The organism is Bacillus cereus group sp. BfR-BA-01522, assembly GCF_022662635.1.
GTDB lineage: Bacteria > Bacillota > Bacilli > Bacillales > Bacillaceae_G > Bacillus_A > Bacillus_A cytotoxicus.
Map to the genome: position 1 here is coordinate 113,094 of NZ_JAKUDY010000006.1, position 13,550 is coordinate 126,643.

Below are 13,550 nucleotides of genomic sequence, written 5' to 3' on the forward strand. Positions count from 1 at the left end.
ACCTGTGCCAAAAGGGTGTATAAAAAACCTTTTGATGCAGGTTTTTTCTTTTTATTATCTTGAGTGAATGGAAAATTCCATCATAAAAAAGATTGATTTTTCAAAAAACACCTTCCTTTTCCGGAATTTTGTTATATAATATAAAGAGTAAATATAAATCTGTTATAAGACAGTTTAAAAAAGGAGATGCTAATATGTCAACGCAAACTTCACGAGTGACACTCGCTGGAGAATTATTACCATCGTACAACGAAATTTTGACACCAGAAGCGCTTACTTTTTTGAAAGAGTTGCATGAGAATTTCAATGAACGTCGTATTCAGTTATTGAAGAAACGAGAAGAAAAACAGAAAAGAATTGATGCGGGAGAGTTTCCGAATTTTTTACCAGAAACAGCACATATACGTGCGGGCAATTGGACAATTGCGCCGCTTCCGCGTGATTTAGAAGATCGACGCGTAGAGATTACGGGACCCGTAGATCGAAAGATGATTATTAATGCTTTAAACTCTGGGGCACATCTTTTTATGGCAGATTTTGAAGACTCGAGTTCACCAACATGGAAAAACATAATAGAAGGTCAAATAAACTTAAGAGATGCTGCGAAAGGAACGATTTCATATAAGAGCCCAAGTGGGAAAGAATACCGTCTTGGCGATCAAACAGCTGTACTTATTGTACGTCCGCGCGGTTGGCATTTAGAAGAAAAGCATATGCAAGTTGACGGGAAACGTATGTCAGGAAGTCTTGTAGACTTTGGACTGTACTTTTTCCATAATGCGAAAACTTTAATTGAAAAAGGAAGCGGTCCATATTTTTACTTGCCAAAGATGGAGAGCTATTTAGAGGCTCGTTTATGGAATGATGTATTTGTATTTGCACAGAAGTATGTCGGTATTCCAAATGGCACAATTAAAGCGACGGTACTGCTTGAGACGATCCATGCTGCATTTGAAATGGATGAAATTTTATATGAATTACGTGATCACTCCGCTGGATTAAATTGTGGACGATGGGATTATATCTTTAGCTTTTTAAAATGTTTCCGCAATCATAAAGCATTTTTGCTTCCAGACAGAGCACAAGTTACGATGACAGTACCGTTTATGCGCGCGTATTCTTTGAAAGTCATTCAAACGTGTCACCGCCGAAATGCACCAGCGATGGGGGGGATGGCAGCGCAAATTCCAATTAAAAATAATCCAGAGGCGAATGAAATCGCCTTTGAAAAAGTGCGGGTCGATAAAGAGCGCGAAGCTTTAGATGGGCATGATGGAACTTGGGTTGCTCATCCAGGACTCGTACCAGTTGCGATGGAAGTATTTAATCACATTATGAAAACACCAAATCAAATATTTAGAAAACGGGAGGAACTGCATGTAACAGAAAAAGATTTATTAGAAGTACCTATGGGAACGATTACAGAAGAAGGGCTGCGCATGAATATCAGTGTTGGCATTCAATATATTGCGTCATGGCTAAGTGGACGCGGGGCAGCACCTATTTATAACTTAATGGAAGATGCGGCAACAGCGGAAATATCAAGAGCGCAAGTTTGGCAGTGGATTCGTCATGAGGAGGGGAAACTGAATGACGGTCGTAAAGTTACGTTTGCTTTAGTAGAACAATTGAAGGCGGAAGAACTAGCGAAAATAGAGAAGGAGATTGGAAAAGAATCATTTGAGAAAGGTAGATTTGTAGAAGCGACAAAGTTATTTACTGATTTAGTGCGTAAGGATGAGTTTGAACCATTTTTAACATTACCTGGTTATGAAATTTTATAAAAGAAAAGGGGATGGAAGAAATGAAAAATGAAAGAGTTCAGCAATTGCAAGAGGATTGGGAATTAAATGCACGCTGGAAGGGGATTACGCGTCCTTATTCTGCTGAAGATGTAATTCGTCTTCGCGGGTCAATTGATATTGAACATACATTGGCGCGCCGTGGTGCGGAGAAACTTTGGAACATGCTTCATACAGAAGACTACATTCATGCGCTGGGAGCGTTAACAGGTAACCAAGCGATGCAACAAGTAAAAGCGGGCTTAAAAGCAATTTACTTAAGTGGTTGGCAAGTAGCAGCGGATGCGAATTTATCTGGTCATATGTATCCGGATCAAAGTTTGTATCCGGTAAATAGTGTACCAGCTGTTGTAAAACGGATGAATCAAACGCTTCAGCGCGCAGATCAAATTCAGCATATGGAAGGAAACGGAGGTATCGACTACTTCGTGCCGATTATTGCTGATGCTGAGGCCGGATTTGGCGGACAATTAAATGTATTTGAATTAATGAAAAGTATGATTGAAGCAGGAGCAGCAGGTGTTCACTTCGAAGATCAATTATCTTCGGAAAAGAAATGCGGACATTTAGGCGGAAAGGTGTTATTACCAACACAAACAGCAGTGCGCAATTTAATTTCAGCACGGCTAGCGGCAGATGTAATGGGCGTATCGACAATCATTGTTGCAAGAACGGATGCGGATGCAGCAGATTTAATTACAAGCGATATCGATCCAGTCGATCGAAAGTTTATTACAGGAGAAAGAACGCCAGAAGGTTTTTACCGTACAAAAGCGGGGCTCGATCAAGCAATTGCGCGCGGCTTAGCATATGCACCATATGCAGACCTTGTTTGGTGTGAAACATCTGAGCCAAATGTAGAAGATGCAAAGCGCTTTGCTGAAGCGATTCATGAGAAGTATCCAGGGAAATTACTAGCTTATAACTGTTCGCCATCCTTTAACTGGAAACAAAAATTAGGTGAAAAAACAATTGCAAACTTTCAAAAAGAAATTGCATCATACGGTTATAAATTCCAATTCGTAACGCTTGCTGGATTCCATTCCTTAAACTATAGCATGTTTGAATTAGCACGCGGTTATAAGGAGCGTGGCATGGCAGCATATTCTGAATTGCAACAAGCAGAATTTGCTGCTGAACAATACGGCTACTCCGCAACGCGTCATCAGCGCGAAGTAGGAACGGGTTACTTTGATGAAGTCGCGCAAGTTATTACAGGTGGTACATCTTCGACAACAGCGCTGAAAGGTTCTACGGAAGAGGCGCAGTTTACAAAATAAGTGAGGGGACAGGTGTCGATACTAGGCGCCTGTTTTCTATTGAAAAAATTCTTTTTGTATATCTGTTTCGTTTTTTAGGGTGATAGCTCTATTTTATAGAGAGTATAAAAATTGGAAGATTTATTTTTTAAAAAAAGTATACATCTTATCTTTATTATGTTATACTAATCTCAGTTGAATAATTAAATTAAGCAATCCATATATTATCAAGTGCTGAAAACGAACGAGAAAAAGTATGTGAGAACTGTTTTATGTTTCGTATTTGATAATGTGTGGATTCTTTTTTTACATGAAAAACTAAAAAATGTATTTTCTTAGGAGGAAATAAGAATGACAGTAACAGGACAAGTAAAATGGTTTAATAATGAAAAAGGATTTGGTTTCATCGAAGTTCCAGGTGGAAGCGATGTCTTTGTACATTTCTCTGCAATCACAACTGAAGGCTTCAAATCTTTAGAAGAAGGCGAAAAAGTTAGCTTCGAAATCGAAAATGGTAACCGTGGACCTCAAGCTAAAAACGTTGTAAAACTATAATTTTATTGTGTGTGATAAAAAAGATGGCTTTGGCCATCTTTTTTGTTATACATTTTTGAGGAAATACATATGGTGTAATAACCCTTCTTTGCTTCTTTACCTTACTCTATATGGGCATTTGGACTTTTGAAGCAGTCTTGTTCATGAGACTAACGAATATGTTATAAATATTTCAAACATGGAAAATCTACTTTTAGTTGAAATAATATCTCTATTTGGAACGAACTATATACATTTTTGACGTTGGGTATTTTTTATGGAAAGAAATAATGTCATTTTTAAGTTTTATAAAAGAATGTAAAAAAATTGAAAATTTTAATTATTTTACAAAAGGTGTGATACAATTATTTGTGCAGCTGCTAATATAAATGAATTTTATAGAAGGAGTGAACACACCATGGATGGTAGAGCTGAGCGCTATGTTGAAAATTACGTAATAAATAAAAAAACTATGGCTTTACTGCCTGTTATTTTAGGGGAAAAAAATGTAATAACGAGAGTAATTGAAGTGGAAGACTCTTTTTTTATGTTCCAAAAGCCGCTTGATATTGTAGAACGAAGCTGTCGTAAGCATGGATCGAGTTTTTTAGGGAGGAAAGAAGGAACCAAAGAGTTAACACGTATTACTCATAAAGCACCTATCGCAATTAGTCCCACCGATCAACTTTATTTCTTTCCCACGTATTCCTATTCAAGAAAAGAATGTGCATGGCTCTCTCATTTTCATATTGCAAGCAATAAAGAGTTAGCAGACGGCAATCTTATTATTCGGTTCATTAATGTGTTTGCAGTGAAATTAGAGATGTCAAAGAGTAGTTTTGAGAATCAACAAAACCGTACAGCAAAGCTGAGAACAGAATATGAAGATCGAAAAGATAAACAAGGAAACTTGCAGTTTAAGCCAGTTGCAAAAGAAGCGATATCAACGTTAAGACCAGCGTATGAAAAAGTCTACCTTGTAAAGGAAGAAGATATAGAAGGAGAATGATTAATAAATCAGGTAAAATGCTCATATAATAAAAATGAAAAGAAACCAGATATGATGAAGTAACTGGTTTCTTTTTTGTTACATGGAAACATGAAAGGTGTAAAATCCTGTCAAATCATGATAGATAATCATACGATAATCAGGAAGGGTTTTTACATCATCGTATGGAACTTTAATACATACATCTCCATCTGTTATATCTACCATTTCCTCTTTATACGAAGCAATGATAAAGTAGGGATAGTGAAAATAATAAAGGGGTAAATTGTAGAATGGATTTTCAAACAATCAAAGAATATTTTTCAACAGAAAATATGGACCAACTTGTCGAGAGTTACCGGGCGTTTGGTCTGCTCCTTGGCATTGGCTTGCCAATGGCAGAAGCGCTTATTCCCGTACTTCCACTGATCGTATTTGTTATGGCAAATGCGGTTGCTTTTGGTCTATGGCTTGGATGTTTCTATTCTTGGATCGGTTCGGTGCTGGGGGCGTTTCTTGTTTTTCTTGTTATTCGTAAGTTTGGGCGAAGTCGCTTTTTTTCTTTTATAAATAAACATCCGAAAGTACGGAGTGCGATGGGATGGATTGAACGAAAAGGATTTGCACCTATTTTTGTATTGTACTGTTTTCCTTTTACGCCATCTGCATTGATTAATGTAGTCGCGGGATTATCGCGCATTAGTGTAAGGCAGTTTGGATTAGCTCTAACACTTGGAAAGCTTGTTATGATTTTTATGTTAAGCTATATCGGTCATGATTTAACTTCTTTTATCCATAATCCTGTAAAAACAATTATTGTGATAGGAGTTGTTTTTATTCTTTGGTATGTTGGTAAGAAAATTGAAGTGAAATTAGAACTGCATTGAGGAGAGAAGTCCGCGCTGTACATACAGCTTCATTGTAGAAAAGGGTGAGGGGAGAGGCTGATGAAGCAAACTTTGAAAAAAGAAAGCGTAGAGTGGATGAGAACGATCCTTATCGGGATACTACTAGCTCTTTTTTTTCGAACGTTTTTCTTCTCGACTTATGTTGTAGAGGGAAAGTCGATGATGCCAACACTTCAAGATGGTAATATGCTTGTTGTGAACAAAGTGAGCTATCAAGTTGGAGAGTTACATCGATTTGATGTTGTTGTATTCCATGCGAATAAAAAAGAGGACTATGTAAAACGAATCATTGGTTTACCTGGAGATTATATTGAATATAAGCAGGATAAATTATATATTAATGGTCAATTTGTTGATGAACCGTATTTAGAAACATATAAGGAACAAGTGAAAGGACGCCAGTTGACAGGAGATTTTAAGTTGGAAGAGTTAACGAAAAAAAAGGTTGTGCCAAAAGGATATATTTTTGTACTTGGCGATAACCGTCTTGGTAGCTGGGACAGCAGACATTTTGGTTTTATAAAAGCAGATGCGGTTGTTGGAAAAGTCGATTTACGTTATTGGCCGATTAACGAAATGCAAATGAACTTTTCAAAAGGTGAGTAGAATGATTTATAATATAGAAAAGAGGAAAAAAGGCAAGCAGTCTCTGTTTGTCTTTTTTCGTGTCCTATAATACAATGATGACAGCAAACTAACGTTCGTTATATAGGTGAAAGGTGGGGTTATATGTCACTTCGATTTGTGATTGGAAGAGCTGGAAGTGGGAAAAGTACACTTTGTTTACGAGAAGTGCAAGAAGAGTTAAAAGAGCGCCCAAGAGGGAAAACAATCTTGTATCTTGTTCCTGAACAAATGACATTTCAGACGCAGCAGGCGTTAATAGGAAGTGAAGAGGTAAGAGCTTCTATTCGTGCACAAGTGTTTAGTTTTTCACGATTAGCTTGGAAAGTGTTGCAAGAAGTAGGAGGGGCAAGTCGTCTTCATATTGATGAAGCGGGTGTGCATATGTTACTTCGCAAAATTATTGAATCGCGCAAAGAAGGATTATATGTGTTTCAAAAAGCCGCTGAACAAAATGGCTTCTTTGAACATCTTGGAGGTATGATTGCAGAGTTTAAACGTTACAATATAACGCCATCTCATGTATATGAAATGTGGCAACAGTTAGATGCGCATAGCAGTAGCGCCGAACAAAAGTTGCTGGCAAATAAAATATATGATTTGCAGCTATTATATGATGATTTTGAACGAGCTTTAATTGGAAAGTATTTAGATTCGGAAGATTATTTACAGCTCCTTATTGAGAAACTGCCGTTTTCTGAGTATGTAAAGGATGCAGAAATTTATATTGATGGATTTCATTCGTTCTCCCCGCAAGAGCTTGAAATTATAAGGCAGCTAATGAGATGCGGAGCAAGAATGACGATTACATTAACGGTGGATGAAAAAACGTTCGCCCAGCCAGTCAATGAACTGGATTTGTTTTATGAAACAGTGCTGACGTATGAAAAAGTAAAACAAGTAGCACGTGAAGAGAAAGTGGTAATGGAAAAAACGATTTCGCTCGTAGAACAGCCGCGATTTCATTCTCCAGCATTAGCGCATTTAGAAGCTCACTATGAATCGCGTCCGAACGAAAAGTTTTACGGAGAGACGAGTATTGCCATCCATACAGCTGCGAATTTACGAGCGGAGGTAGAAGGAGTAGCGCGAGAAATTCGTAGACTTGTTGCAGAAGAGAATTATCGATACCGCGATATTGCCGTACTTCTTCGGAACGGAGAAAGCTATTATGATGTGTTAAGAACATTATTTGCAGATTATGATATTCCGCATTTCATTGATGAAAAGCGCTCGATGTCTCACCATCCGTTAGTCGAATGTATTCGTTCTGCTTTAGAAATAATTAGTGGGAATTGGCGTTATGATGCTGTTTTTCGCTGCGTGAAAACAGAACTTTTATATCCGCTGGATGTAAAAAAAGAAGTGATGCGTGAAGAAATGGATGAGTTTGAAAACTACTGTTTGGCGTATGGTGTCCAAGGTAAGAAATGGACCGCCGATGAGCCGTGGACGTATCGTCGTTATCGCTCTCTTGATGAGGGGAACGAGGTGATAACAGATCGTGAACGCCAAATGGAAGAGAAAATGAACCGTCTTCGTGAGATTGTAAGAACGCCAATCATTCGTCTGCAAAAAAGATTGAAACGTGCAAGTACTGTTATGCAAATGTGCGAAGCTGTATATTTATTTTTAGAGGAGCTAGATGTTCCGAAGAAATTAGAACAACTACGTGTACGTGCTGAAGAAAGCGGGGATTTCTTATTTGCGACAGACCATGATCAAGTGTGGGAAGAAGTGATGAATCTTCTTGATACATTTGTTGAGATGCTTGGAGAAGAAAGTATGTCTCTATCGGTGTTTATTGATGTGATGACGACAGGGCTTGAGGCACTTCAATTTGCCAATATCCCGCCATCGTTAGACCAAGTATTAATTGCAAATATCGATCGCTCTAGACTTTCAAATATTCGGGCAACATTTGTGATTGGTGCAAATGAAGGTGTGATGCCAGCTACGCCGACAGATGAAGGGATGCTTTCTGATGAAGAAAGAGATGTTCTTGCAGCAGCGGGCGTGGAATTAGCACCAACGACAAGACAAACGTTATTAGAAGAACAGTTTGTCTTGTATCAAATGGTGACAAGAGCATCTGAGAAACTATATATCTCTTGTCCTCTTGCAGATGAAGAAGGAAAGACATTACTAGCTTCTAGTTTTATGAAGAAAATAAAGAGAATGTTTCCTAATGTGAAAGAGACGTTTGTAACAAACGATGTAAACGACTTATCGCGCGCAGCACAAATTTCATATGTAACGACGCCAGAAGTAACATTGTCATATGTGATGCAACAACTGCAAACGTGGAAGCGATACGGTTTTGAAGGTGATTTAGACTTTTGGTGGGATGTATATAATTTCTACGTTACATCCGATGAATGGAAGCAAAAAAGCAACCGTGTATTATCCAGTTTGTTTTATCGAAATCGTGCGAAGAAATTAAGTACGGCTGTAAGTCGAATTTTATATGGAGATAAAATAAAAGGAAGTGTCTCTCGTATGGAATTATTTAATCGCTGTGCGTACGCTCATTTTGCACAGCACGGTTTATCATTGAGAGAGCGCGATATATTTAAATTAGATGCACCAGATATCGGGGAGCTGTTCCATGCAGCGCTAAAGAAAATTGCGGACAAGCTCTTGCGTGAAAAACGGACTTGGGCTGATTTATCCATAAAAGAATGTGAGCATCTTTCCATATTAGTAATAGAAGAAATTGCTCCATTATTACAAAGGCAAATTTTATTAAGCTCAAATCGACATGCTTATTTGAAACAAAAATTACAGCAAATTATTTTTAGAACATCGCTTGTGCTTAGGGAACATGCTAAGGCGAGTGGATTTGTTCCAGTTGATTTAGAAGTTCCGTTTGGTATGGGAGGCAAAGACTCATTACCACCGATGGAATTTACATTATCAAACGGTGTGAAAATGGAAGTTGTCGGCCGGATTGATCGAGTTGATAAAGCGGAAGATGAGAGCGGTACGTTTCTTCGCATTATTGATTATAAATCGAGCTCGAAAGCGCTGGATTTAACAGAAGTATATTACGGATTAGCATTGCAAATGCTGACGTATTTGGATGTCGTCATTTCTAATGCTGGTACGTGGATGAAACAGGGGGAAGTCGCATCACCAGCAGGTGTGTTATACTTCCATATTCATAATCCACTTGTTGAGGTGAAAGGTGACGCTTCTGAAGAGGAGATTGAGAAAGAAATTTTAAAGAAATTTAAAATGAAAGGGCTCGTGCTTGGAGATGCAGATGTTGTTCGTTTAATGGATAACAAACTATCAACAGGAAGCTCTGACATTATTTCAGCCGGGTTAAAAAAAGACGGAAGCTTCAGCGCACGCTCTAACATCGCAAGTGAACAAGAATTTTCTGTGCTACAAAAATACGTACACCATACGTTTGAAACGATCGGAAAAGACATTACAGAAGGTGTCATTGATATTGCTCCATATAAAATGGGGAATAAAGCAGCGTGCACATTTTGTCACTTCCGCTCTGTCTGCCAGTTCGATGAATCGCTGGAAGACAATCAGTTCCGTACATTAAAAGATATGAAAGATAGTGAAGCAATGGAGAAAATACGAGAGGAGGTCGGGGAATGATGGTAGAAAATTGGCCAGCAAAACCAGAAGGGAGTCAATGGACAGATGATCAATGGAAAGCTGTTGTGGCACATGGACGTGATATTTTAGTTGCAGCAGCAGCAGGTTCCGGGAAAACAGCAGTACTCGTTGAACGTATCATTAAAAAGATTATTAATGAGGAGAATCCGGTAGATGTCGATCGCTTACTCGTTGTAACATTTACGAATGCAGCCGCGCAAGAGATGAAAAATCGAATTGGGGAAGCGTTAGAAAAAGTATTAATTGAGGAACCGAGTTCACGGCATATACGGAAGCAGCTGAGCTTATTAAATAAGGCTTCCATCTCAACAATTCATTCTTTTTGTTTACAAGTCATTCGTTCATATTATTACATGCTTGATATCGATCCTCGTTTTCGCATCGCGAATCAAACGGAAAATGAGTTATTAAAAGAAGAAGTGTTAGATGACATATTAGAAGAAGAGTATGGAATGGAAGAGAATCAACTATTCTTTGAACTTGTCGATCGCTATACGAGCGACCGTAATGATGATGATTTGCAGCGAATGATTTTGGCGCTGCATACAGCAGCAGGAGCGCATCCAAATCCAGAAAAGTGGCTTGATAGATTAGTAGAAGCGTATAATGTGGAAGGAAAAACAATTGAAGATTTAATGTATGCTTCTTATTTATTAGAAGATGTGAAATTCCAGCTTGAAACAGCAACGGAGCACATTCGAAAAGCAATGGAATTAGCGATGCTTCCCGATGGTCCTGCTCCTCGCATGGAGACATTACAAACGGATCTCGTTTTACTAGAAACGCTATCTCATGCTGCGCGCAAGTCGTGGACAAGTGTATATGAAGCAATGCAGCATGTATCGTGGCAAACGTTAAAGCGTATTAAGAAAAGCGATTATAACGAAGATATTGTGAAACAAGTCGATTCTCTTCGCAATAAAGCAAAAGATGAAGTGAAGAAATTACAAGAAGAACTGTTTAGTCGTAAACCAGAAAGCTTTTTACGTGATTTTCAAGAGATGCACCCTGTATTAGGAAAACTCGTGCAGCTTGTTAAAGAGTTTTCGAACCGATTTCAAGCGATAAAACGTGATAAAGGAATGGTTGATTTTACAGATTTAGAGCATTTTTGTTTGCAAATTTTAAGCGAGCAAGGTGAAGATGGTGAACTGCGCCCATCGCCAGTTGCACTTCAATACCGCAATAGATTTGCGGAAGTTCTCGTTGATGAATATCAAGATACAAACTTCGTTCAAGAATCCATTATTAAACTCGTAACGAAAGACTCTGAGCAAGAAGGTAATTTGTTTATGGTCGGTGACGTAAAACAGTCTATTTATCGCTTTCGATTAGCAGAACCCGGCTTGTTTTTAGGAAAATATAAACGTTTTACACAAGAAGGATTAGAAGGCGGAATGAAAATTGATTTAGCGAAAAACTTCCGCAGTCGTCATGAAGTATTAGCTGGTACAAACTTTATTTTCAAACAAATTATGGGCGAAGAAGTTGGTGAAATTGAGTATGATGCTGACGCTGAATTAAAGTTAGGTGCAAGCTATCCAGAAGGAGAAGATGTAGCGGCAGAGTTATTATGCATTCACCAATCTGAAGAAGAAGTGCTAGATGGAGAAGAGGGTGAAGAAGTAGAAAAAGCGCAGCTGGAAGCACGTCTCATTGCGCAGCGCATAAAAGCGATGGTTGACTCAGGATATACAGTATATGACCGGAAAACGAATGAAATGCGTCAGGTCCAATATCGCGATTTTGTTATTTTACTGCGCTCGATGCCGTGGGCGCCGCAAATTATGGAAGAATTAAAGCTGCAAGGCATTCCAGTATACGCAGAACTTGCAACGGGCTATTTTGAAGCGACAGAAGTAAATATTATGATGAATGTTTTCCGCGTTATTGATAATCCGGTGCAAGATATTCCGCTAGCAGCTGTACTTCGTTCGCCAATTGTTGGGCTAAATGATGAGGAACTTGCGATGCTTCGTGCGCATGCAAAGAAAGGCTCTTTTTATGAGGTGATGCGCTCGTTCTTACGAGGAGCACCGCTTGAAGGAGAGAAGGAACTGCATGAAAAGCTAAAGTGGTTTTATCACTTACTGCAAGGATGGCGTGAGTTTGCGCGTCAGCAATCTCTTTCTGACTTAATTTGGAAAGTGTATCGTGAAACTGGGTATTATGACTTTGTCGGCGGATTACCTGGCGGAAAGCAACGTCAGGCAAACTTGCGTGTTTTATACGACCGCGCAAGGCAATATGAGGCGACATCATTTAGAGGGTTATTCCGCTTTTTACGCTTTATTGAGCGCATTTTAGAACGCGGTGATGATATGGGAACTGCAAGAGCTCTTGGAGAGCAAGAAGATGTTGTGCGCATTATGACCATTCATAAAAGTAAAGGACTAGAGTTCCCAGTTGTGTTTGTGGCAGGGCTCGGCCGTCGTTTTAATACGCAAGATTTAATGCAGCGTTTCTTATTGCATAAAGACTTCGGATTTGGTTCACAATTTATTGACCCGCGCAAGCGAATTAAATATACGACATTATCGCAATTAGCGATTAAACGAAAAATGAAACGCGAGTTAATTGCAGAAGAAATGCGTGTATTATATGTTGCGTTAACGCGTGCAAAAGAAAAATTAATTTTAATTGGAACGGTGAAAGATAAGGAAAAAGAAATGGAAAAATGGCTTGATACACGGGAGCATACAGAATGGTTACTACCAGATTATGTACGCGCTAGTGCGTCATGTTATTTAGATTGGATTGCTCCTTCCTTATACCGACATCGAGATAGTGAAATACTCCTTGAATTAGGACAAGGTACGATTCCAAATGAAATTTATGAATATGATACAAGCTGGAAAGTAGAATTCGTTGATGGCAAAACGTTACTCGCACCAGAGCCAGCTCAAGAAGAAAAGCAAGAGTTGTTAGAAGCGCTGCGTGAGAAAAAGGCTGTCCCGTTAGAGAGTGAACGAAAAGATGAAGTATATAATCGATTAACATGGAAATACGAATACGAGGATGCAACGCTTCAACGTGCGAAGCAATCTGTTACAGAGATTAAAAGAAATTATCAATCGGAAGATGGAAGTGATACGGCCTTTATTCAAAAACTACGTGCGCCAATTCGAACACGTCCGCGTTTTATGGAGAAAAAAGGCTTAACATATGCAGAGCGTGGAACAGCTGTTCATGCCGTTATGCAGCATGTTGATTTGAAGCAATCTATTACAATTGAATCTATTCAAGAGCAAATCGCAAAAATGGTGAATAAAGAGATCTTAACCTTTGAACAAGCAGAAGAAATCAGTGTCGAAAGAATAGTGGCATTTTTTGAAAGTCATCTTGGAAAACGAGTGTTAGAAGCGAAAAGTGTTGAGCGAGAAGTACCGTTTACGATGATGCTTTCAGCAAAAGAAGCGTATCAAAATTGGCAAGGTAAGAGCGAAGAGACGATACTCGTACAAGGGGTTATCGACTGTATGATCGAAGAAGATGATGGCATTACGTTAATTGACTTTAAAACAGATACAATTGAAGGGAAATTTCCAGGTGGATTCGATCAGGCGAAACCGATTTTAGAAGAGCGCTATAAAGTACAGCTTTCCTTATATGCTAAAGCACTAGAAAAAACGTTACAACACCCTGTAAAAGAAAAGTGTTTATACTTTTTTGATGGAAATCATGTGATTACGATTGAGGAATAGAAATGATGTGAGAAAGGAACTGTGTCACATGACGACAATAAGAATGAACGCTATGGTAGCATAAAAAAGTAGGAGACAATTCTCCTACTTTT

At 38.7% G+C, this 13,550-nt stretch carries 9 protein-coding genes; 8 read left to right on the forward strand and 1 reads right to left on the reverse strand.

The window, feature by feature from the left end; all coding sequences use genetic code 11:
• Positions 1-194: 194 nt before the first annotated feature.
• The 4 genes from aceB (at position 195) to MR059_RS10925 (ending at position 4,604) form a co-directional block, all read left to right on the forward strand.
• Entirely contained in the window at positions 195-1,784 is a 1,590-nt protein-coding gene (aceB, locus tag MR059_RS10910; protein ID WP_011983942.1) for a malate synthase A, read from the forward strand.
• Between the two features lie 20 nt (positions 1,785-1,804).
• The gene (gene aceA / locus MR059_RS10915; RefSeq protein ID WP_011983943.1) at positions 1,805-3,082 is read left to right on the forward strand and encodes an isocitrate lyase; all 1,278 of its coding nucleotides are present in this window, start codon (positions 1,805-1,807) and stop codon (positions 3,080-3,082) included.
• Between the two features lie 330 nt (positions 3,083-3,412).
• Positions 3,413-3,616: a cold-shock protein gene (locus MR059_RS10920; RefSeq protein WP_011983944.1), complete on the forward strand. Its 204-nt coding sequence runs from the start codon at positions 3,413-3,415 to the stop codon at positions 3,614-3,616.
• A gap of 397 nt (positions 3,617-4,013) precedes the next feature.
• Entirely contained in the window at positions 4,014-4,604 is a 591-nt protein-coding gene (locus tag MR059_RS10925; RefSeq protein WP_242161756.1) for a competence protein ComK, read from the forward strand.
• Between the two features lie 78 nt (positions 4,605-4,682).
• On the opposite strand, the gene MR059_RS21815 is transcribed toward MR059_RS10925, so the two are convergent.
• Complete coding sequence (locus MR059_RS21815) at positions 4,683-4,811, reverse strand: hypothetical protein (RefSeq protein ID WP_255815495.1); 129 nt, start codon at positions 4,809-4,811, stop codon at positions 4,683-4,685.
• A 65-nt stretch (positions 4,812-4,876) separates the two neighbouring features.
• On the opposite strand from MR059_RS21815, the gene MR059_RS10930 reads away from it, so the two are divergent.
• The 4 genes from MR059_RS10930 (at position 4,877) to addA (ending at position 13,458) form a co-directional block, all read left to right on the forward strand.
• A complete protein-coding gene (locus tag MR059_RS10930) occupies positions 4,877-5,470 on the forward strand; it encodes a TVP38/TMEM64 family protein (protein WP_011983946.1) in 594 nt (197 codons plus the stop codon).
• 60 nt (positions 5,471-5,530) lie between these two features.
• Positions 5,531-6,097: a signal peptidase I gene (gene lepB / locus MR059_RS10935; protein WP_011983947.1), complete on the forward strand. Its 567-nt coding sequence runs from the start codon at positions 5,531-5,533 to the stop codon at positions 6,095-6,097.
• Positions 6,098-6,220: 123 nt separating this feature from the next.
• On the forward strand, positions 6,221-9,733 hold the full coding sequence (gene addB, locus MR059_RS10940; protein ID WP_011983948.1) for a helicase-exonuclease AddAB subunit AddB: 3,513 nt from the start codon (positions 6,221-6,223) through the stop codon (positions 9,731-9,733).
• Positions 9,733-13,458: a helicase-exonuclease AddAB subunit AddA gene (gene addA / locus MR059_RS10945; protein WP_242161764.1), complete on the forward strand. Its 3,726-nt coding sequence runs from the start codon at positions 9,733-9,735 to the stop codon at positions 13,456-13,458. Before addB ends, addA begins: the two co-directional genes overlap by 1 nt.
• Positions 13,459-13,550 lie beyond the last annotated feature (92 nt).